Source organism: Mycoplasma feriruminatoris, assembly GCF_000327395.2.
GTDB classification, from domain to species: domain Bacteria; phylum Bacillota_I; class Bacilli_A; order Mycoplasmatales; family Mycoplasmataceae; genus Mycoplasma; species Mycoplasma feriruminatoris.
Map to the genome: position 1 here is coordinate 538,724 of NZ_CP091032.1, position 23,102 is coordinate 561,825.

General features: G+C 24.3%; 22 protein-coding genes, 1 tRNA gene and 1 riboswitch. Of the genes, 8 read left to right on the forward strand and 15 right to left on the reverse strand.

Annotated elements, in window-relative coordinates:
* Positions 1-8: 8 nt before the first annotated feature.
* The 13 genes from trmFO to rpmB form a co-directional block, all read right to left on the reverse strand.
* Positions 9-1,325 (reverse strand): methylenetetrahydrofolate--tRNA-(uracil(54)-C(5))-methyltransferase (FADH(2)-oxidizing) TrmFO, encoded by a 1,317-nt coding sequence (gene trmFO, locus D500_RS02335; protein WP_008363986.1) that lies wholly within the window; start codon positions 1,323-1,325, stop codon positions 9-11.
* Complete coding sequence (locus D500_RS02340; RefSeq protein ID WP_008363984.1) at positions 1,309-2,001, reverse strand: copper homeostasis protein CutC; 693 nt, start codon at positions 1,999-2,001, stop codon at positions 1,309-1,311. The genes trmFO and D500_RS02340 overlap by 17 nt, the downstream gene beginning before the upstream one ends.
* On the reverse strand, positions 1,992-3,155 hold the full coding sequence (gene metK, locus D500_RS02345) for a methionine adenosyltransferase (RefSeq protein WP_008363981.1): 1,164 nt from the start codon (positions 3,153-3,155) through the stop codon (positions 1,992-1,994). Before metK ends, D500_RS02340 begins: the two co-directional genes overlap by 10 nt.
* 77 nt (positions 3,156-3,232) lie before the next feature.
* A riboswitch (SAM riboswitch) is annotated at positions 3,233-3,328 on the reverse strand.
* Between the two features lie 55 nt (positions 3,329-3,383).
* On the reverse strand, positions 3,384-4,157 hold the full coding sequence (locus D500_RS02350) for a TIGR00282 family metallophosphoesterase (protein ID WP_008363979.1): 774 nt from the start codon (positions 4,155-4,157) through the stop codon (positions 3,384-3,386).
* Positions 4,145-4,480, reverse strand: a complete 336-nt coding sequence (locus D500_RS02355; RefSeq protein ID WP_008363976.1) for a putative DNA-binding protein — start codon at positions 4,478-4,480, stop codon at positions 4,145-4,147. The genes D500_RS02350 and D500_RS02355 overlap by 13 nt, the downstream gene beginning before the upstream one ends.
* A complete protein-coding gene (gene ftsY / locus D500_RS02360; RefSeq protein ID WP_008363974.1) occupies positions 4,470-5,714 on the reverse strand; it encodes a signal recognition particle-docking protein FtsY in 1,245 nt (414 codons plus the stop codon). The genes D500_RS02355 and ftsY overlap by 11 nt, the downstream gene beginning before the upstream one ends.
* Positions 5,715-5,781: 67 nt before the next feature.
* Complete coding sequence (gene phoU, locus D500_RS02365; protein ID WP_008363972.1) at positions 5,782-6,456, reverse strand: phosphate signaling complex protein PhoU; 675 nt, start codon at positions 6,454-6,456, stop codon at positions 5,782-5,784.
* A gap of 8 nt (positions 6,457-6,464) precedes the next feature.
* Entirely contained in the window at positions 6,465-7,274 is an 810-nt protein-coding gene (pstB, locus tag D500_RS02370) for a phosphate ABC transporter ATP-binding protein PstB (RefSeq protein WP_008363970.1), read from the reverse strand.
* Positions 7,267-9,357: a phosphate ABC transporter permease PstA gene (gene pstA / locus D500_RS02375; RefSeq protein ID WP_008363969.1), complete on the reverse strand. Its 2,091-nt coding sequence runs from the start codon at positions 9,355-9,357 to the stop codon at positions 7,267-7,269. The genes pstB and pstA overlap by 8 nt, the downstream gene beginning before the upstream one ends.
* Positions 9,358-9,397: 40 nt before the next feature.
* On the reverse strand, positions 9,398-10,531 hold the full coding sequence (gene ptsS / locus D500_RS02380; protein WP_008363967.1) for a phosphate ABC transporter substrate-binding protein: 1,134 nt from the start codon (positions 10,529-10,531) through the stop codon (positions 9,398-9,400).
* Positions 10,532-10,618: 87 nt separating this feature from the next.
* Positions 10,619-11,062 (reverse strand): hypothetical protein, encoded by a 444-nt coding sequence (locus D500_RS02385; RefSeq protein ID WP_008363965.1) that lies wholly within the window; start codon positions 11,060-11,062, stop codon positions 10,619-10,621.
* A gap of 82 nt (positions 11,063-11,144) precedes the next feature.
* Positions 11,145-11,229: transfer RNA gene (locus tag D500_RS02390), tRNA-Leu, on the reverse strand.
* A gap of 61 nt (positions 11,230-11,290) precedes the next feature.
* Positions 11,291-11,488, reverse strand: coding sequence for a 50S ribosomal protein L28 (rpmB, locus tag D500_RS02395; protein WP_008363963.1), 198 nt, complete (start codon positions 11,486-11,488; stop codon positions 11,291-11,293).
* Positions 11,489-11,656: 168 nt separating this feature from the next.
* Between rpmB and D500_RS02400 the strand changes: the two genes are divergently transcribed.
* The 8 genes from D500_RS02400 to D500_RS02435 all read left to right on the forward strand — a co-directional run bounded on the left by D500_RS02400 (position 11,657) and on the right by D500_RS02435 (position 20,199).
* The gene (locus D500_RS02400; protein WP_008363960.1) at positions 11,657-11,968 is read left to right on the forward strand and encodes an Asp23/Gls24 family envelope stress response protein; all 312 of its coding nucleotides are present in this window, start codon (positions 11,657-11,659) and stop codon (positions 11,966-11,968) included.
* A 24-nt stretch (positions 11,969-11,992) separates the two neighbouring features.
* A complete protein-coding gene (locus D500_RS02405; protein ID WP_008363958.1) occupies positions 11,993-13,636 on the forward strand; it encodes a DAK2 domain-containing protein in 1,644 nt (547 codons plus the stop codon).
* 36 nt (positions 13,637-13,672) lie between these two features.
* Positions 13,673-14,677, forward strand: a complete 1,005-nt coding sequence (gene plsX, locus D500_RS02410; RefSeq protein WP_008363956.1) for a phosphate acyltransferase PlsX — start codon at positions 13,673-13,675, stop codon at positions 14,675-14,677.
* Positions 14,667-15,365 (forward strand): ribonuclease III, encoded by a 699-nt coding sequence (rnc, locus tag D500_RS02415; RefSeq protein WP_008363954.1) that lies wholly within the window; start codon positions 14,667-14,669, stop codon positions 15,363-15,365. The genes plsX and rnc overlap by 11 nt, the downstream gene beginning before the upstream one ends.
* A 157-nt stretch (positions 15,366-15,522) precedes the next feature.
* Positions 15,523-15,975 carry a Panacea domain-containing protein gene (locus D500_RS02420; RefSeq protein ID WP_008363951.1) on the forward strand — a complete coding sequence of 151 codons (453 nt, stop codon included), beginning with the start codon at positions 15,523-15,525 and terminating at the stop codon, positions 15,973-15,975.
* Positions 15,976-16,139: 164 nt separating this feature from the next.
* Entirely contained in the window at positions 16,140-16,595 is a 456-nt protein-coding gene (locus D500_RS02425; RefSeq protein WP_008363949.1) for a Panacea domain-containing protein, read from the forward strand.
* Positions 16,596-16,597: 2 nt separating this feature from the next.
* Positions 16,598-16,987, forward strand: coding sequence for an MAG6450 family protein (locus D500_RS02430; RefSeq protein WP_040538495.1), 390 nt, complete (start codon positions 16,598-16,600; stop codon positions 16,985-16,987).
* Positions 16,988-17,232: 245 nt separating this feature from the next.
* Positions 17,233-20,199 (forward strand): chromosome segregation protein SMC, encoded by a 2,967-nt coding sequence (locus D500_RS02435; RefSeq protein ID WP_008363947.1) that lies wholly within the window; start codon positions 17,233-17,235, stop codon positions 20,197-20,199.
* Positions 20,200-20,239: 40 nt separating this feature from the next.
* Here D500_RS02435 and D500_RS02440 read toward each other — a convergent pair whose 3' ends face one another.
* Together D500_RS02440 and D500_RS02445 are read right to left on the reverse strand one after the other, a co-directional pair.
* Positions 20,240-22,504, reverse strand: coding sequence for a RelA/SpoT family protein (locus tag D500_RS02440; RefSeq protein ID WP_008363946.1), 2,265 nt, complete (start codon positions 22,502-22,504; stop codon positions 20,240-20,242).
* A gap of 82 nt (positions 22,505-22,586) precedes the next feature.
* Positions 22,587-23,099, reverse strand: a complete 513-nt coding sequence (locus D500_RS02445; protein ID WP_008363945.1) for an adenine phosphoribosyltransferase — start codon at positions 23,097-23,099, stop codon at positions 22,587-22,589.
* Positions 23,100-23,102: the final 3 nt, after the last annotated feature.

Here is a 23,102-nt window from a genome sequence, read left to right on the forward strand (position 1 = left end):
ATTACTTATTAAATATTTATTTTTAGTATTTGATTTAATTGTTGTATATAGTTTTCTAGTGAATTTTTAGAATTATTAAAAGAATAAAATTTATCATCACTTGAGTGTTTATTTTCTTGTTCTAAAATACCTAAATTACATTTCATAGGTTTTAAACTATAAATTTTAGAATTAGTTATATAGTTAGTTAGTGCACCTAAAATGGTTGTGTTTGGTAAAGGTTTGATTTTTTTATTATTAATAAAAGCTAGAATGTTAATAGCAGCTCAAATACCTGAACTAGCTGATTCAATATAACCTTCAACTCCAGTAATTTGACCAGCAAAAAAGACATTTTTCTTTCTGATAACTTGTAATTTAAAGTTTAGAATTTTTGGAGAGTTTATATAATAGTTTTTATGCATTACTCCATATCTAACTATTTTTGCTTTTTCTAGTCCTGGAATTGTTTGAAAAACTCTTTTTTGTTCAGGTCATTTTAAATTAGTTTGAAAACCAACCATATTATATAAACTATCTTTAGCATCATCTTGACGAAGTTGAACAACTGCATAAGGTTGATTATTGTTTTGATCTAATAAATTATTAGATGACATAGGTCCTTTTAATAAAAGTTTTTTACTAGTTTTTGCAAGTTGTTCTATTGGTTGGCAACCTTTAAAAAAGATTGATTTTTCAAATTCTTTTAATTGTACTTGTTCAGCATTAATTAATTGATCAGCAAATTGATTAAATTGTTCTTCATTTAATGGACAACAAATATATTTTCCAAGTTTATGTCTTCCTGAATAATAAACTTTATTAAAATCAATTGAATCTTTTGTAATAATTGGATCTGATGCATCCATAAAAAATAGTTTTTGTTTACCAATTAATCTTTGAATATCTTGTTTTAATTCTTCAGTAGTTAAAGGTCCTGTTGCTATTAGTGTTATATCGTTTTCATCATCAATATGACTAACATTTTGTTCAATAATTGTAATGTTTGGATGGTTTTTAATAACTTGAGTTAGTTTGTTTGAAAAATCTTCTCTATCAACTGCTAAAGCATCATCTCCATCAATTTTACAACTATCAGCAATCTTTAAAACTAATGAGTTTAAACGTCTCATTTCTGATTTTAAAATACCAGCAGCATTTAGTAATGATTGACTTCTAAAAGTATTAGAACATACTAATTCAGCAAAGTTATTTGTTTTTTGTACTTCATTTTTAACTAGAGTTTTTACTTCATATAATTCAACTTGTATATTATGATTTGCTAAAAAATATGCAGCTTCACAACCAGCTAATCCCGCACCAATTATTTTAACTTTCTTGTTCATTTACTTGTTCTCTATCTAAATCTTTAAATAAATTAATTTCATCAATTACTATATCTGAATTTCATGAAGAATTAGTTCTAATAGCTCTTCCTAGATGAATATGATTATTAACTGTTAGACATTGTTTGATATTATTTCTATCAACTCCACCACCAATTAAAATTTCAATATCTAGTTTTTCATCTACTAATTGTTTAATCACTTCTAAACCAGTATTTATATTTGATCCACCACTAGTTAAAACTGCATCAATTTTATGTTTATTTAAAACATGTAAAGCACTAATTGGATCTTTTACTAAATCAAAAGCTCTATTAAAAGTAATTTTTAAATTTCCTTTAACTCTATTTACTCTTTGTAAAAAATCTTCATTAATTGTATAATCACTATTTAAAGCTCCAATTACAATTCCATGAATATTTGGTAGTTTTTGAATAACTGAAATCATTTCTAATTGTTTAATTAATTCATAATCATCAAAAAAGAAATCTTTAGTATTATTTCTAATCATTACATGTAAAGGTTTTAAAGTAATTTGATTAGCTAAAATAATATCATCTAAACTTGGAGTTAAACCACCAACTTCTAAGTTTTTACAAAATTCAATACGATCAGCTCTTGAGTTATTAATCACTCTAATATCATTAAGATCTTTTGCAATCACTTCTAAGAACATTTCTTATACTCCTTTAGTACTTCTATTTTATCTAATTTTTCTCAAGGTAAATCTTTTTTACCAAAATGACCATATTTAGAAGTTTTAAAAAAGATTGGTTGACGTAAATCTAGTGTTTTTATCATACTACTTACACTAAAATCAAAGTTTTCATAAACTGCTTTATAAATAGTATTTAAATCAACTTTATGTGTGTTAAAAGTTTCAATAAAAATAGAAATTGGTTGACTAATTCCAATAGCATAACTTACTTGGATTTCTAATTTATCAGCTAATCCAGCAGCAACTAAGTTTTTTGCAACATATCTACACATATAAGCAGCAGATCTATCAACTTTAGTTGAATCTTTACCACTAAAAGCTCCACCACCATGTCTTGAATAACCACCATAAGTATCTGCTATAATTTTTCTTCCAGTTAAACCAGTATCTCCTTGAGGCCCTCCAATTACAAATCTACCTGTTGGATTAATTAATACTTTAAAATCAGTATTTAAATTAAATTCTTTAGCAACTAAATCCATAATATTTTCTTTAATATATTTTTTAAATTCAGCTTCATTATAATCTGGATCATGTTGAATTGACATTAAAATAGTATCAATTTTAGGATTATTAATATCAGTATAATCAATTGTAACTTGAGATTTCATATCAGGTCTTGCTCATTTAAATAAACCTTGTTTTCTTTGAGCTGTAGCATTATAAACTAGTTCGTGAGCAATAGTTATAGCTAGTGGTAAATAAGTTTTTGATTCATTTGTAGCATAACCAAACATAATTCCTTGATCACCAGCTCCAATTTCATGATCATTTAATTCAACACCTTGAGCAATATCTAGTGATTGAGATTCAATTCTTATATCAATTTTACAAGTATTTGCATTAATTCCATATGCATCATCAATATAACCAATCTTTTTTAAAACATCTCTTGCTACTTTTTCATAATCAACAACAGCACTAGTTGTTATTTGACCACCAATTAATAAATAATTAGTTGTAGCAAACACTTCGCAAGCAACTTTACCGTTTGGATCTTGACTTAATACTTGATCTAAAATTGCATCTGAAATTTGATCACAAATTTTATCTGGATGTCCTTCACTAACACTTTCACTTGTAAATAATCTTTTTTCAATATTTTGAGTCATTTTTAATTTTCTTTCTATATTTTTATAGTTAATAAAATTAAAAAACCATAACAATAAAATTGTCATGGTTTAAGACAATCTCATTGTTAGCAAAAAGCCCTTATTTAAGCACCTAACCTAAAAGGTTGCTACCACTTCATCAAGTTTTATCTCTCCGTGGTTCTTAATAAGATATTATTTAGTTTTTTAATCTTTTTTGATTTTAATCTTTATTATTGTAACACACTATTAATCTTTAATAGTTATTCTATTAATACTTGTTGCTTTATTTGATTTATCATCAATTTCTATAATTACAGCATTTAATCAACATTTACCATTTGCAACATTAAATTTAACTGGTAAACCTGTTTTTGCTCTTTTAATAACATCACTTGGTTCAACTCCAATAATTGAATCAATTACTCCAGTCATTCCAATATCTGAAATAAAAGCCGTTTTATTTGGTAATAATCTTTCATCAGCTGTCATTACATGAGTATGAGTACCAACCATGGCTGTAATAATTCCATCATAATTAAAAGCAAAAGCAATTTTTTCAGCAGTACTTTCAGCATGAAAATCTACTAATAAAATATCAAAATCTGTATTATGTTCTAAAAATTCATCTAATGCATCATATGGATTATTAACTGTATCCATAAAGCTTTGACCCATTAAACTAACTACAGCGATTTTCTTTTCGTTTTTTTTAACAATAACATATCCATTACCTGGAGTATGTTTACTCATATTTAATGGTTTTAATAAATCATTAGTTGTTTTAATATATTCTAAAACCTCTTCATTTTTAAAAATATGATTACCACTAGTAATAACATCAACATTTAATTCTTTATAAAAATTATAATGAGCTTTAGAAATAGATTTTCCATGAGTTGTGTTTTCACCATTAACAACAACAAAATCAATTTGATTTTCATTAATAATGTTTTTTAAATGTTTTTCTAGCATCTCTCTTCCGGGTTTTGCATAAACATCACCAATCATTAAGACTTTCATCAAATCACCTCCTTTAAACTATTTATTAATTGTTTTTGATCTAATTGATTTTCTTCTAATTGATTAATTATAAATATTAGTTTTTCTTCTTTTTGTTTTAAGTGTAGTTTTTTTTCTAAATTAAATAATAATTTACTGGTTTTTGAAATTGAATCATAAACTGCTGTTTTTGAAATATTAAATTCTTCAGCAATTTCAGATAATGATAAATCTTCATCAATATATAATTCAAAATATTCTTTTTGTTTATCAGTTAATAGTTCTTTATAAATTTTAAATAATTCAGATAATTCTAATGTTTTTTCTACTAAACTAGTTTTCACTATCATCACCTTGCATAAATCCAGAAGATAAATGAACAATATATTGATCAATATCAAATGCTAAAAGATCGTCAACTTTTTCTCCAACTCCAATCATTTTAATTGGAATATTTAATAATTCTTTAATAGCTAAACCAATACCACCCTTACTTGTTGAATCCATTTTAGTTAAAATAATTCCACTAACATCAGCAACTTTTGAAAATTCTTCAGCTTGAATTACTCCGTTTTGTCCTGTTGTTGCATCAATTACTAGTAAAACTTCATGTGGGGCATTTTTTTCAACTTGTTGAATAATTTTATTCATTTTTTCTAATTCAGCCATTAAATTTGTTTTATTTTGTAATCTACCAGCTGTATCAATTAATAATAGATCATATTTTTCTTCTTTTGCTTTTTTTATTGCATCAAAAACAACACTAGCAGGATCAGCATTTAATTTATTAGCTTTAATTAAATCTACTTTATTATTTAATCTTGTTTTAATTCATTCTTCAAGTTGTTGAGTTGCTCCAGCTCTAAAAGTATCAGCAGCAGCAATTAATACTTTATATCCTAATTCAGCATAATAATTAGCCATTTTTGCTAATGAAGTAGTTTTACCTGTTCCATTAACTCCAACTAACATAAAAATATTTAATCTATTTTCTTTAAAATCGATTTTGTATTTTTTATTAGTTCAATCATTATCAGTATAAGCTTGATACAAAGCTTCAACTAAAGCATCTTTAACGTTTTCAAAAGAAGTATCTTTTTTCGTTTTTTTTCTAACTAAATTAGAAACTTTTAAAACCATTTTCATACCCATATCAGTTTGAATTAAAACATCTTCAAGTTCTTCAAAAAACTCATCATCTGCTTGTTTGTATTTTTTAGAAAGTTTTTTAATATCTTTAGAAAAACTAAAAGCTGATTTAAGCATCGCTTTTTCAACTTTTTTATCTTTTTCTTTTTGTTTTTCTCTTTTCTTTTTTTCTTTTAGAGTTTCTTTTGCTTGTTTTTTAGTTTCAGTTTCACTAGTTTTTGTTTTTTTTACTTTTTTTTCTTCTTTATTTTCTTGTTTTACAACTTGATCTTTTTTTTCAGATTGTTTAACAGGATCTAATTTTTGTTCTTCTTTTATTTGTTCAACTGGTTCTTCAGTCTGTTCATCTTGTTGTAAAATAGGTTCATCTTGATCTACTTGGTTTGTTTTTTTAGTTAGTTTTTCTTTTAATTTAGCTCAAAAACCCATAATATTCTCCTTTTAAAAACTAGTCAACTTAATTTTATAATCTATTATTAATTAATATCTAATATGTCTACTTATTTATTTTTTCGCTTTTTTCTATAAATTTACTTGTTTTTATAAAATTAATAATTTCTTGAACATTTAATAAATGATCTCCAGCTCTTTCTAAATTAAACATTTGTTTTAAAACAGCAGCAATTTCTTCAGCTTCTGCTTTTGTAGTTTTTTGTCTAATATCATCAATTAGCTGATCATAAAATGATCTGAATTTTTGATTAATTTTTTCTTCTAAATTTAAAACTTCTTGTTCTTTATCTTCTTTTAAATGACTAAAGATATCTGAAAAAATATCTAGCATTTCAACAACTAGTTCATATAATTCACTAATCATTAAAAGATGTTTTTGATTTGGTTTATAGTAGATAAAAAATTTAGAAATAGCTTTTGAATAATCAGCAATTCTTTCAATTTCTCTAGTGATTAAAATTCCACCAATTGCTAGTCTTAAATCTTTTGCAACTAGTTTTTGTTTTGAAATTTTTCATAAAGCAATTGAAGTAAATTCGTTTTGCATATCATTAATAATTTTGTCGTGTTCAACTACTCTTTGAGCATCAAATAATTTATTTTCTTCTTTAATTACTTGATAACTATTTGCATATTGAATTTTAGTTTCTTCAATCATATTTTCAATAAGTGATCTTAATTGATCAAGATCGCGATCTAATATTTTATTACTTGACATATCATTTCCTATTCATATCTACCTGATATATAATTTTCAGTTCTTCTATCTTTTGGATTTGTAAAGATTTTTTTAGTTTTATTAAATTCTACTAACTCACCTTTTAAAAAATAGCCAGTATAATCACTTATTCTTGTAGCTTGTTGTAAAGAGTGAGTTACCATAACAATAGTATAATCTTTTTTTAGATCTAAAACTAACTCTTCAACTTTTAAAGTTGCTATTGGATCTAGTGCACTAGTTGGTTCATCCATTAATAAAATTTTTGGTTTCATAGCTATTGCTCTAGCTATACATAATCTTTGTTGTTGACCACCAGATAATCCTAAAGCTGGAGCTGTTAAAATATCTTTAACTTCGTCTCATAAAGCTGCTTTAACTAGTGATTCTTCACAAATTTGATCTAGAATTTTTTTATCTTTAATTCCTTGTGATCTTAATCCATAAACAACATTATCATAAATAGAAATTGGAAAAGGATTTGGTTTTTGAAATACCATTCCAACTTCAGTTCTTAATTTAGTAATATCTATGTCTTTATCAAAAATGTCTTTATCAAATATTTTAATAACACCAGACATTTTTACTCCATCAATTAGATCATTTAACCGATTAATAGATTTTAATAAAGTAGTTTTACCACAACCAGAAGGACCTATAAAAGTAGTGATTGATTTTTCTTTTATTTCCATATTAATGTTAAATAAAGACTGAGTTTTTCCTTTGTTATAAAAAAAGTTAAAATCTTTAATTTCAATAGCAGTTTTTAAAGGTTCTTTTTTAGGTTTTATATTAGTTATTAATTGTTCGTTATTCATAGTTTTGATCTCTTTTTTTAAGTTTTTTATATTCTTTTTTATACTTAATAGTTTTTTTAATTTCTTTAAATAAGTTTATTAAATTAAGATATCTTTTTAAACTTTTTATAAACTGTATGAAATTAGATTTAAATGATTGGATATTAGATTTATAAAATTGCTTACTAATAAATTTTTTATAAATTATTTTAAATTCAGATTTAACTTTTTTATTAGTTTTAACTAAAAGTGATGAAAGTTTAGAACTTGATAAATTTAAAGTTAGAACAAAAATAATTGTAATTAATGACATTAATCAAGCTATATCATTACCTTGTCCTGGAGCTGATTCACTAGCTATTTTATATATTCCAGTTGTAAGAGTTGAACCTGATGATAAAAATCCTCTATCTGGATATTTTATAGCTGTTCCTAATGTTAAATAAATTGGAGCTGATTCACCTATAATTCTTGCCATTGCTAAAATCGTTCCAGTAATAATTGCTTGCAAAGCATTTGGTAAAACTATTTTAAATAAAGTTTTAGTTTTACTTAAACCTAAAGCAATTGCTGCTTCTCTGTATGATAAAGGAACTGAAGTTAAAGCATCTTCAAAGTTTTTAATTAACATAGGTAAAACTACAATTGTCATTGTAATAGAAGCTGAAAGTATAGAAAATGGTAGTTTTAAATAAATAATAAATACTGATAAACCAAAAATCCCAAAAATAATTGAAGGAGTTGAAGCAGTTAAATTTAATAAAAATCTAAAGAATTTAGCTAATCAAGAGTTTTTATTAGCAAATTCAGATAAATAAATTGCACAAGCTAAAGCTAAAGGAATTGCAAATAATAATGTACCTAAAATTAATAATAAAGTAGTAAGAATAGCAGCAAAGATTCCATCTTCACCTTCAATACTTAAAAATGCTTGGCTGTATTTTAAACTAGATAATCCATTAAATAAAGTTGTAAAAACTATTCAAAAAGTAAACATAATTACAAAACTAATAGATAATCACATTAAAACTAACATTATTAATGAATAAATCTTTTTAAATAATTTGTCTTCAGTTCTATTTGTAATAATTTGATCCAGTGTTTCTTTTTGATAAATTTGAATGTGTTTAATTTTATAAGTTTTTTTATTTTTAAATAAAACTAAATGTAGTTTTTGAGAAATAGTAGCTTTATTAGAAACAAATAAAATAGAAATATTAATAATAAATACTAATATAAATAAAAACATTCCAATTGCATAAAGTGCTGATTCATGTAAACTACTACTATTTTCAAGCATTTCTAATCCAATAGTTGAAGATAAAGTTCTAATTGATGAAAATAAAAAGCCTGAAATTCCATTATTTGTATCAAATCAAGCAGTTGAATTACCAGCAATCATCATAATTGCCATAGTTTCACCAATTACTCTAGCCATTCCTAAAATTACTGCTGAAATAATTTTTGGTGTTGCTGATTTTCTAATAATATTAAATGTAGTTTTTTCTTTTGAAATTCCTAAAGCTAATGAAGCATCTCTATAAATGTAAGGTACTGATTTAATAGCATCATAACTTAAACTAATCATAATTGGTATTGCCATAAAAGCCATTGTCAGTGATGCCACCATTAAATTATCATTACTTGAAGCACCCATTAATTTAAATAAAGCTCCAATTTGTTCTCTTGCAAATAACCCAAAAACAACTGATGGAATACCTGCTAGTAATTTAATAATTGTAATTGTAATTTTTTGAGCTTTTAATGTAAGATATTCTGAAATAAAAAAGCTTGTAAAAATTGTTAAAGGTACAGCAATTAACATTGAAATAAAAATTAAAATAAGTGTCATCAATGTTATAGTTAGAATTCCAAATTTTTGAGAATCAGGACTTCAATCTTTACCAAAAACAAATTCAAAAAATGACTGTTTATTAAATAAAACATTAGTTTTAATCATTACAAAACCTAGTAAAACAACTAGGGCAAGTAAAACAAAAATAGTTAATGTAATAATAATAGATTTTAAACAAACATAACTAGTTTCTTTTTTTTGTTTAATTATTCGAAACTGTATATCATTTGTTATTTTTTTAAACAACATAAACTATACCTACTTATTTTTTCTAAAACATTTCATATATTTAATTAAAATGATTTCTAATTAAACCTAAATGATCATAAATTTTTTTAACTTTTTGATCATTTGAAAAACTAAATCAATAAACAAAATCTAAAATATCATTATTTAGATTTTGATTATCTGTTAATTTATATAAAGCAACAAATGGTCTACTTAATGGATAAGTTAACAAATTATTTGTCTTTTTATTTAAATTTCATTCTTGATTATTTTGATTAATAATAACAGATCTTAAATTAGGAAATTTTTTTAAGTCTTGAGCATATTGCATCGAAACAAATCCAAAAGCTCCATCTGATGCATTAAGTTGAGTAAAAATAGCACCATTTGAATTATATTCATTAACAGCTTGACCTATTTTTTGTTTTTTATCTTTTAGTCCTGAAATTTTTTCAAATGAACTTCTAGTTCCTGAACCACTGTTTGTTGAATAAGGTCTTATTTTAGTTTGACTACTTATATTTTTTTCTTCTTTATTTGTTAGTAATTTATAAAATTCTTTTCAACTAACTAATTTTGATTGTTCATTGTTTGTATAAATTTTATGTAATGCTTTTTGAGAATCATCACTTATTTTATTATTTGAAACATTAAATTTAATTTGATCAATTTGATCATTAGTTAAACCAGTATTTTTGATATTATAAACAAATATAATTGAATCTTTTACAAAATCAATATAATGATATTTATCTTTTATTTTTTTTAAATTATTAAAAACTTGTTGTTTTGAACTATTATCTTTAATTTTTTTAAAATCAGTTGAATCATCATATAAATTATTTCTAATTTCATCTGGAATTGATAAATCATTTTGAGATTTTGAAATAAACCCAATACTATAAGTTTGATTAATAACATTTCTAGCACCAGCTCCAGAACCAGTTGAAGAATAATTAAATTTTTTATTAGTTTGCTTTTGATACTCATTAATTAGTTTTTGTAAAACTAAATCAGCACTAGCGCTTCCACCTATATTAATTAGATTAGATTTAATTGAAACAATAGTTCATATTCAAATTGAAAAAATAAAAAACATTCCAAGAATTAAAAAGAATAAAGATTTTTTATTTACAAAAACTTCTTTAAAACGTCTTTTAGTTTTGTCATTAGTTTTGTTTTTTGATTTTTTCATTAAAAAACTCCTAGTTTAAAGATTAACCATTTAGTTATTATAACAAATTGAACTATTTTAACTATTTAGTTAATTTTATAAGTTTAATTATCAATCTTTAAGATTTCTTTTTGCAATTTTATATCTAAATTTTATATATTTAATTTGTCTTTTTTTGTTTTTATAATTCAATTTAACTAAATTATAAAGTTGTTTTAATTGTTGTATTTCTAAACTATTTTTGCTTTTAATAGCTTTTTTATATTTTTTATGATGTTTTTCAAGTTCGATTCTAGCAACTGTTTTTTTAGCATAAGCTAATTTTAGTTCAGTTAAGATTTTTTCAACTAGTTCAGATTGAGTTAAAGTTTGATTAAAATTATAAGTTTTAATTAACCGATCATTTTCATTAAAAACTTCAAGAATTGCTTTTTGTTTTTTAGCCATTCTTATTGCTAGATTAACTGCTTTACTATAATTTAAAAAAGAACCATTTTCATCTTTTTTAACTACTAGTTTTTTATCATTAGCTTTTTTAATACTTCAGTTCATAATAACACCAATTCACACTATTATTTTATATTAATTAATATAAAATAAAAAAACTTGGAATAATCCAAGTTTGATAATCGATTGGTGCCCTTTATCGGGGTCGAACCGATATGAATTTCTTCGTTAGATTTTGAGTCTAATGCGTCTGCCAATTCCGCCAAAAGGGCTAGTAATAAAATTATTATATAAAAAAAATATGACAAATGTCATACTATTATTATTTTATTATTAAACGATTTTTTCTTGTTTTTTAAGAGTTCTTAATGTTCTAGCAGATACTTTGATATTAAATACACTACCATTTTCATCCATTACTCTAACTTTTTGTAGATTTAAATTTCATTTTCTTTTAGTTGCATTTAATGCGTGTGATCTTGATTGACCTGATAAAGCACTTTTACCAGTTAATGCATCTCTTCTTGCCATAAACTTCACCTCTTTATTCTAAAAAAATAACCATACTATTAAATAGTACTATATTTATTTTAAAATTCAATAAATTAACTATTTATAAAATATTATTTGCTAATTTCGTTAACAAATAATTACATTTTTTTATGTTAAAATATTTAAGATGAAAGATAGGTGTTTTTCGTGAGTAATATTGATGAATTTGTTGTTCAAACAATAAGAGAAGCCGTTATTACAGTACCTGGTGTAATAGGTCTGGCTAACTTTTCTACAAACAATAAAAATGACCTATCTACAAATGACATTCACAAAGCTATTGAATTTGTAATAGATAAAAATATACAACACTTTAAAATCCATGTTATTTTACTTTATGGGGTTAACATTTTAGATGTTTTAAAAGAAATCCAAATTCGTATTAAGTATGAATTAGAAAAGAATTTTAAGAACAATATAGAACATAAAGTCGATGTAATTGTTGAAGATTTAATCTAGAAATATAAGAAAGATCTGAGTAAAATGAAAAAATTAGAATTATTAAAAAACATGATCACAAGTGGAGTTAATAATCTATACAATCATTATCCACAAATAGATAAATTAAATGTCTTTCCAGTTCCTGATGGTGATACTGGAACAAATATGAACCTTACTGCTACAAATGGTTATAACGAAGTTATTGATGTTGAATATGAAAGCATTGGTAAATTCTTATCAGCTTTTTCTAGAGGATTAATAATGGGAGCTAGAGGTAATTCAGGAGTTATTTTTAGTCAAATTATTAAAGGTTTATCACTTGGTATGAATAATGCTAAAGAATTATCTGTAAGTGAATGAAAATCTGGATTTAGTAAAGCTAGTGAAATTGCTTATAAAGCAGTTATGAAACCTGTTGAAGGAACTATTTTAACAGTTATTAGAGAAACTAGTGAGCAAGTTAATCAACTTGATGATAATACTGATATTAAAGAATTTTGAAAACAAGTAGTAAAAAATGCTAATCAATCTTTAGAAAATACTCCTAACTTATTACCTTTATTAAAAGAAGTTGGAGTTGTTGATTCTGGTGGTTATGGATTAGTTAAGTTTTTAGAAGGAATTGAATATTATATTTCAAATGATCAAGTTGTTAACAAATTAGATAAATTAGAATCTAATACTGGTGGAAATGTTGATATGCAAATTGAAGAAGAATTTGGATATTGTACAGAAGCTATTGTTATGTTAAATGATGATTGAATTAATAAATTACAAAATTCAGTTATTAGAGATCAATTACAAATCTTTGGAAATACTTCTATAGTTGTTGTTATTGATAATGACATTTTAAAAGTTCATACTCACTCACTTTCACCAGGTCAAGTTTTACAATTCTTACAACAATATGGAGATTTTAGAACTCTAAAAATTGAAAATATGAATTTACAAGCTAATAAGCAAGTAAAAAATTCTGATCAAAAATGAAAAGAAAATTCTGAAATTAAAACTGAAAGAAAACTAGTTAATGATACTGCTATTATTTCAGTAGTTTCTAGTGAAAAACAAAAACGTTATTTTGAAGATGAACTAGGAATTAGTTATGCAATTAATGCAGGATCAAAAATGAATCCTTCAACTGAAGACTTTTTACAAGCAATAGAAACAGTTGATGCTAAAACAGTATTTTTATTACCAAATAGTGGAAATGTTTATTTAACTGCAAAACAAGCTGAAAAATTAGAAAATAAATCAAAAATTTATGTAATTCAAACAAAAACTATTCAACAAGGAATGGTTGCTGCTTTAAGTTTTGACCCTTCATTAACTCCTTCAAAAAACTATTCATATTTATCTAAATCATTTAAAAATGTAGTTTCATTTAATATTACAAAAGCTGAAAAAAATACTACTTTTAATGGTATTGAAATTCAAAAAGATAATTTATTAGCAATCGTTGATAATAACATTATTGGTGCTGAACAATCATTAGAAGCAATTTTTGATAAGCAATTATCAAAATATATTAAAAATAAAACTGAAATTATTACAATTTTTGTTGGTGAAGAAACTAATGAACAAGATTTAGTTCAACTAAGAAAATTCTTAGATGAAGGATATGATGTTGAATATGAAATTGTTGATGGTGGTCAAGAAACTTACTATTTATTAATAGCAATAGAATAATTTAATCCCGAATAGGGATTTTTTAAAGGAGTAATTATGTATAAAATAGCTTTTGATGTAATGGGTTCTGATTTAGGAAGTTTAACAGCTATAAAAGCAGCTAGTGAATTTATAAAAGATCATGATGATTTATTTTTAGTTTTAGTTGGAAATGAAACTGAAATTAAACAAGCTTTAGAACAAAATCCAATAGATCAGTCAAAATATGAAATTTGTCCAACAACTCAAGTAATTGATATGAATGGATCAATTTTAGATATTAGAAGAAAAAAAGATGCTTCAATTATTAGAACTTTAGAATTAGTAAGAGATCAAAAAGTTGATGGAATGTTAACTGCTGGAAATTCAGCTGCTTTTATTGGTGCTGCTCATTTTATTTTAGGAGAGTTAAATAATATTGTTCGTGCTGGATTTATGCCAACTATGCCTAATGCTCAAAATAAATTAACTTTATTATTAGATGTTGGAGCTAATAGTGAAAACACACCTGAAGATTTAGTTAATTATGCAAAAATGGCAAACATTTACTATAAAGAAGTTTTAAAAAATCCAAATGCAACAGTTGGGTTATTAAATATTGGAACTGAAAAATCTAAAGGATTAGAATTACAAAAACAAACTTTTAAACAATTAGAAGAATTAAAAAATATAAACTTTATTGGAAATGTTGAAGCAAGAGATGTATTAACTGGTAATGTTGATATTATTGTAACTGATGGATATAGTGGAAATATTTGTTTAAAAGCTTGTGAAGGAGCTGCTAAAGTTTTATTAACTGAAATTAAAAAAGAAATTACTTCTTCATTTATAAGAAAATTAGCTGCTTTAGTTTTAAAAAAATCATTTAAAAATGTTGCTGCTAAATTTGATTATAAAAATCATGCTGGAGCTATTTTATTAGGAGTTAAAGGAATTTGTTTTAAATCTCATGGATCAAGTGATGTTAGATCATTTAAAGCAACTTTAAGAATGACTCTAGATGCTGTTAAAAATGATATTGTTAAAAAGATAGAAAAAGGATTAATAGAACATGAGTATTAAAAACTTTTTTGAAAAATATAACATAAAAATTAATAACGAAAAACTATATAGTGAAGCATTAACTCATAATTCTTATTCTAATGAACATAAACTAAAATATTCTTATCAAAGATTAGAATTTTTAGGTGATGCAATTCTACAAATGTATGTTTCAAGATTTTTATATTTAAATTATTCTAAATTAAGTGAAGGTGAATTAACTAGACTAAGAGCTAGTACTGTTAGAGAAGAAACTTTATCTAGAGTTGCAAAAGACATTAATTTAGGTCAAATAATAAAACTTGGTCATGGTGAATATATTACTAAAGGCTATGAAAAACCATCAATTTTAGCTGATGTATTTGAAGCTTTAACTGCTGCAGTTTATTTAGATCAAAAAGAAGATGGATTATTAAATTGATTAGATCAAACTTTATTTAAATATATAAAAGATTCTAATTTTATTAATGATACAAAAGATTTTAAATCTGAACTACAAGAATTATTACAATCAGAAAAAAGAAGTGATCTAAAATACATTACTGAAAGAGAAGAATTTTTTACAAATGAAAATAAAATTTTATATACAGTTAGTGTAAATTTAGATGGTCAAAAATACGGAATTGGAAAAGGTTATTCAAAACAAGAAGCTGAACAAAATGCTGCTAGTGATTGTTTATCAAAACTAAGAAAACCAATATATAATTAAAAGAACTTTTATAGTTCTTTTTTTGTTTATATCTTATATTTTTATAATTAAAGTGTATAGATGAAGGTTTTTATAAGTACATTAGTCGTATCTTTTTACAAACTAAGTCAGTAAAATAATTATGCTAAAATTTATATAGAAATCAGAGGGTGTTAATATGAGACCAAAATACAGTTATAAAGACATTTCAGATTGATTTTTGTCAAAAGAAAGTATGACACCTAAAAAACTTCAAAAACTAACTTATTATGCTGAAGCATGAGCTTTAGCATTGTTTAATCAAGGTATTTTAAATGATACAAGATTTCAAGCTTGAATTCACGGACCAGTTTCACCTGAATTATGAAATGACTATAAAGATTATGGATGAAACGAAATTCCTAAAAAAGAATCTAACGATTACAAATTAGATAAAAATGTTTTAGAACTTTTAGATGCGGTTTGAACTACTTATGGTGAAATAAGTGGATATGAATTAGAAGTTATATCACATTCTGAAACACCTTGAATAAATGCAAGAAAAGGATTAGAAGAATTAGAACCATCAACTAACTTAATTGATCCTGAAGATATGAAAAACTATTATAGAAGTATTTATACAGGTGATTAAAAATAAAAATGATACACAGGACTATAGCACAATAAATTTATAGTTGCACTAATGAATTATTTTTGTTATTCTTGTATTGCCTTTCAACATACAAAAATAAAAATTTTAATATAGTAAAATATTAATACTAATATGAATAAAAAATATGAAGGGAAGTGATGCTTATGATTAAAAAATATAGTTATAAAGATGTAACTAATTGATTTTTATCAAAAGAAAGTATGACACATAAGAAACTACAAAAACTAACATATTATGCTGAGGCTTGATCTTGAGCATTACTCAATCATGGTATTTTAAGCGATACTAACTTTCAAGCATGAATTCATGGTCCTGTTTCACCAGAACTTTGAGAAGTTTATAAAGATTATGGGTGAAATGACATTCCTAAAAAAGACTTTGTAAAAAGTGATCTATTTGATGAAAAAACACTAGATATTTTAGATGCTGTTTGAACAACATATGGAGAAAAATCTGGATACGAATTAGAATGTTTGTCACACTCTGAAGATCCTTGAAAAAAAGCAAGAAGAGGATTGCCTGAGTTTCAACCTTCTAATAATATTATTAATTCAAATGATATGAAAAGTTACTACAGAAGCATTTATAACGGTGATTAATATTGAAAGAAAATAAAAAAATATTATCTAAACATTTAAATGTGGAAGTTAAACGCAAGTTAATTAAAGATAATCTTTCCTTTAAAATAGCAATTGTTCATAAATTAGATAACGGTTTTGACTTTAAGTCTTTAAATCCAGATGCTTTAAAAAATTTTCATAATTTCATAAATGATATATTTAATAAAAAAATGACTATTTCTCAAATTGAAAATTTATATATGAGAAAAAAAACTAACCCTTTTACAAGTAGAGTTATAGACCAAAACATTGAAGTTAGAGAGATACATTTAGGTAAGGGTGAAAAACAATTTAGATTATTTGGTTATTTTAATGAATATAGTTACTTCGTGTTAACCAAAATAGATCCTGGTCACAAATTTCATAGCTAAGTTAATAAAAAAAATAGTGTTTAACTTTTAATTATTCAACACTATTTTTATTTTATTTAGTACTAAATATAAAGTGATTTTAAAGACTATAAAATTTATTTTGAATTTAGAATAAACAATAGATGATTTAATCATATTTTTTATAATTTTTATTAAAAAGCATAGAGTTTTTTAGCACTAGTTTATTTTGTTATTTTTTAAAATAATATAATATAAATGTGTTATATAAAAGGAGTATTTAATTAATGTTATTTTTAAAGCAAATTAGAGCCAGTGGGTTCAAATCATTTGCCGATCTTACAGTAATGGATTTTAATTATGATATGACTGGGGTAGTTGGTCCAAATGGATCTGGAAAATCAAATATTACTGATGCAATTAGATGAACTTTAGGAGAGCAATCAACTAAAACTTTACGTGGAAGTAAAATGGATGACATTGTTTTTAGTGGAAACAATGAAAAAAAAGCAGCTGATGTTGCTGAAGTAACATTAGTTTTTAACAATACTCATGAAAACTTTTCATCAATTAAAAGTGATGTAGTTGAAATTACTCGTAGGTTTGATAAAAATACAAGAGAAAGTGAATTTTTTATTAATTCAACTAAATGCAAATTAAAAGATGTTCAAAGTATAGCCTTAGAAGCTGGATTAACTAGATCAAGTATTGCTATTATTTCTCAAGGAACAGTTGCTAATTTTACTGAATCTAAACCAGAAACTAAAAGAGAAATTTTTGATGATGCTGCTGGAGTAAGTAAGTATAAAAAAAGAAAAAGAGAAACTTTATTAAAATTAGAAAAAGCTACTGAAAATTTAACAAGACTTGAAGATATTGCAAAAGAAATTTCAAGAAGATTACCAAATCTAGAACGTCAATCAAAAAAAGCTTTAGAATATCAACAAAAAGTTAATGAATTAAAAAACATTGAATTATACATTTTAACTAAAGACTTAAAAGTTTTAGTTAATAGAATTGAAGAACTAAGAGTAGAAAAAATTGAATATGAAACTCAAATTAAAAAGTTAACAAACGAAATTAATATGAGTCAAGAAGAAGTTAATTTAATTATTGATAAAGATGTTGAAGATAATCAAAAATTAGGTGAACTTAATGCTAAATTTAATACTTTAGTTGAAAAAATTGCTAATTTAAAAGTAAGAAAACAAAAAGCTGAATTAAAAGAACAAGAAAATCTTAACACAAAAGATCAAGATGAATACAAAGCTACACTAATAAAAAAACAATTTGAAGAAAAGCAAATTAGTATTAAAACTGAAAAAGATAAATTAACTAAAGCTGAAAATTCATTATTAGAACTAAAAGACAAATACGATTATTATACAAGTAAATATAATGAAATTTATAGAGAAATTGAAACTATAAGAGCAAATGTTTCAAGAATTAATATTCAAATTGAAAGCATTGAACATAGTAAAAAAATAGCAGCACAATCATATCAAGATGGTGTTAGTGCTATTTTAAACAACCAAAAACAAATTGGTGGAGTTGTTGATGTTTTAAAATCACTTATTAGTGTAAAAGAAGAATACCAAATTGCTATTTCAGTAACTGCTAGTGGTCATATGAACTCACTAGTTATGAAAACTGATCAAGATGTTAAAAGAGCTATTGAATTTTTAAAGAAAAATAATAATTTAGGAAGAGTAACTTTTTTACCTTTAAATACTTTATCTCCTAATTTAATTAATCCTGTTCAAAGACAAATTTTAGAAAAAAGTGAAGGTTTTGTTGGTTTTGCAAATGAATTAGTTGAATATTCAGAAACTATTTCAAAAGCTGTTGAATACGCTTTAGCAAGTATAATTGTTGTTCAAACTTATGATGATGCTATTAATTTAGCAAAAAATACTAACTTTAGATTTAATATAGTTTCACTAGATGGTCAAAGAATTTTACCACATGGAGCTATAGTTGGTGGTTCTGCTAAAAACGCTAATATTTTTGCAAAACAAAATGCTCAAAATCAAGATAATACATTAGAAGAATTAAAAACTAAAGTTGAATTATTAGAACAAAAAGAAATCACAAAAACAAAAGAACTAACTGAATATAAAACAGCAAATGATAATTTAAGAGATCAAATCAATGATTTAAATGGAACAATTAGAAATGCTAAAAATAATTTAAATAATTGAACTGAAAATTTAAAAGAATTATCAGAAGAACATAAAAGTTTAACTGGAAAAGATTTATTTACTGGTGTATTTAGTAGATCTGATGAATCTGAATCAATCACTTTAGCAAGACAAATTTCAGAACTTGAAATCCAAAGAGATGAAGTTCAAATTGAAATTAATTCAATTTCATTTAAACGTAATCAAACTATGGAAAAACAAAGAGAAATGAATTCAGCTAATAGTTTAAAAAGAGATGAATTAGATCAACTAAAAAGTCATGCAGGATCAATTAATACTGAATATAATGTTTTATTACAAAGAAGAATTACTATAATTGATCGTTTATCAAATGGATATCAAATTACAGAAGAAACTGCTTTAAGTATGGAAGTTGAAGATATTGAAGATGAACAAGTAGCAAGAGAAAGAATTATAGAACTTACAACTTATATTCAAAACATTGGTAATGTTAATATGGACGCTATTGAAGAATATAAAAATGAAAAAGAGCGTTTTGATTATTATGACCAACAAATTAAAGATATTTATGATGCTAAAGAAAAACTAGAAAGCATTATTTTAGATATCGATATTGCAATGGAATCTCAATTTAAACAAATAATTGAAGATGTAAATAAAGCTTTACCTGAAGTATTTTCTAAAATGTTTGGTGGAGGATATGCTGAACTAATTTATACAGATCCAGATAATATTTTAGAAACTGGAATTGATATTAAAATTTTTCCACCAGGTAAAAAGATTACAAATCTAAACTTATTATCTGGAGGAGAAAAATCTCTAGTTGCTTTATCAGTATTATTTGCTATTTTAAAAGCAAGACCTTTACCTTTAGTAATCTTAGATGAAGCTGAAGCTCCTTTAGATCCAGTTAACGTTGAAAGATTTGCAAGATATGTAAGACATTTTTCACACAATACTCAATTTATTATTGTTACTCATAGAGAAGGAACAATGACTCAATGTGATTCACTATTTGGTGTAACAATGCAAACTAAAGGTATTACTAAAATTATTAATGTTAAACTTATTGAAGCTAAAAACTTACACTAATAAAAATCCTTGGATTTATAAAATTCCAAGGATTTTTTTATTATTTGATTTTTTGATTTGAAATACTTCTTTCAACTCCATTAATACCAGGAATTGATCTTAAAGCTGAAATTGTTTGAGTTAATTGGTTACTGTTTTTAATTTTAACAGTAATTTCACCACTTGATAATAATGATTTTTGATCAGTAAAAATATTTGCATTAATAATTGAAACTTTTAATCCTGAAATGATTTTACTAATATCATAAAGTAATTTGTTTCTATCAATACCAAAGTATTTTAATTTAGTAGTATACATATTTTTTTCAGCAACAGCTTCATTTCATTGCACAACTACTAATCTTGATTTCATATTAGCTCAATCAATATTTATACATTCTTTTAAATGAACTTTAATACCATTATTTTTAGTTACAAATCCAACTACTTCTTCATATGGTATTGGCATACAACAACTAGCTAAAGTAGTTTTAATATTAGTTATTCCATCAACTAAAATATCATTTTTAATACTTGTATCATAAATGATTTTAGATTTAATACTTGCATAAGCTTCATCATCTTTTGAATAATTTTGCTTAATAAATACTTTTTCTGCAGCTTCATGAATTGTATATTCACCTTTTACAACATCTAATAAAAAATCATTTAATGAATTATAATTCATAGCTTTAACTGTTTCTAATATTTCATCAGCTGTTTTTTTCTTTCATTTTCAATCTTTTTGATTAATATAAGCATTAATATTAGATTCAGCTTTTTTAATTAATTCTTTTTGTTGATCTTTTTTATCTAAAGTTTCTTCATTAATTTTCTTTTGTAAATATTTTCTAATTCTGTTTCTAGCATTTGAAGTAACTACAATTTTTAATCATTCATGAGTTGGTTCTTGTTTTGGAGAAGTTTTAACTTCAACAACTTCACCAGATTTTAAAACAGTATTGATTGGTAAAAACACTCCATTAACTCTAGCACCAATTGTTTTTTCTCCAATTTCAGTATGAATTCTATAAGCAAAATCTAAAACAGTTGATCCATAAGGCAAAGTAATTACAGCTCCATTTGGAGTTAAAACATAAATTGAAGCAGTAAATAAATCATCTTTAATTGATTGTTCAATTGATGATTGTTGGTCTTCAGATTTATCTAAATCTAAAATGCGGCTAAAAATATCGATTTTATCATCAATTTCTTTTTGCTTTTTAGCAATATCAACAATTTCGCCTTCTTTATATCTTCAATGAGCAGCAGCTCCAGTTTCAGCAATTTCATTCATTTCTTCAGTTCTAATTTGAACTTCAAAAATATTACCATTTGAATCAGCTAAAGTAGTATGTAATGATTGATAAACATTATTTTTTGGTGTTGCTATATAATCTTTAAATTTACCAGCTAAAGGAATATATTTTTGATGAATAAATCCCAAAATTTTATAACAGTCATCAATAGATTTTGTAATAATTCTAATTGCTAGAAGATCAGAAATTTCTTCAAAATTCTTACCTAAAACATTCATTTTTCTATAAATTGAATAAATAGTTTTAGGTCTTCCAAAAATACTAATGATTTTAATATTTTTTTCTTTTTTTAAATATTGTTCAAGATTAATAATTATCTCATTAATAATTTGTTGTCGTTTTTGCATGTCACTGTTAAATAAATCAGTGATTTTTTTAAACTCTTGAGGATTTAAAATTTCAAATGAACGGTCTTCTAATAAAGACTTAGCACTTTTCATTCCAATTCTATGAGCAATTGCTGAATAAATTTCTAATGTTTCTTGAGCAATGATTTTTTGTTTTTCTTCACGCAAGTTTTTAATGGTGTAAATGTTGTGCAATCTATCAGCAATCTTAATAATAATTACTCTAATATCTTTTGACATTGATAAATAAAGTTTTCTTAAATATTTAGATTTAATTTGTTGACGATTTTCTTTTGCAAAAAAACTTACTTTAGTTACAGATTCAACTAAATTAGCAATTTCTTCATTAAATAATTGAACTAATTCTTCTTTTTGAATAGGTGTATCTTCTAAAATATCGTGTAATAATCCAGCAATAATAGTATTTGGTCCCATTCTTCATTGAGCTAGATAATAAGCAGCAGATAGTGGATGATAAATGTAAGGATCACCATTTTTTCTTGTTTGATTAAAATGGCATTTAAACGCATATTTATAAGCTTGTTCAATACGTTCTAATTCATTTTTATTTTTAATATATTTTTTTAACTCTACTAATAAGTCTTTAAAATCTTTAATTTCTCTATAATCAAAAGCCGTATAATTATATTTATTATGCACACTATCACATCCTTATATTAGATTAATTATAAAAAAATAAAGACTAAAAGTCTTTATTTTAATATTTTATTGTTGGTTATTTTTAATATTTTATTAGTTTTTGTACTTGGTATTGATTAAATAAATTTTCATCATGTAAGAATGTTAAATCAATTAAAAATGACATTCCAACAACATTAGCTTTACTTAGCTTAACTAAATCAATAATTGCTTGCATAGTTCCACCAGTAGCTAATACATCATCAATAACAACTACTTTATCGTTTGGTTTTAAATCTCCAACATGAATTTGTTGGTGATTTGTTCCATATTCTAAACTATATTCAACATCATAAACTTCTCTTGGTAGTTTATTTGGTTTTCTTACTAAAACAAATCTCTTATTAGCAGCATAAGCAACAGCTGATGCTAATAAAAATCCTCTAGCTTCAGGAGCAACAATTACATCAGCATCTAATTGTTTTACAAATTCAGCTATCTGATCAATTGTATATTTAAATGCGTCTTTATTATTTAATAATGGTGTAATGTCTTTAAAAACAATTCCTTTTTGAGGAAAATCTTTAACATCAACTACAAATTCTTTTAAATTCATATT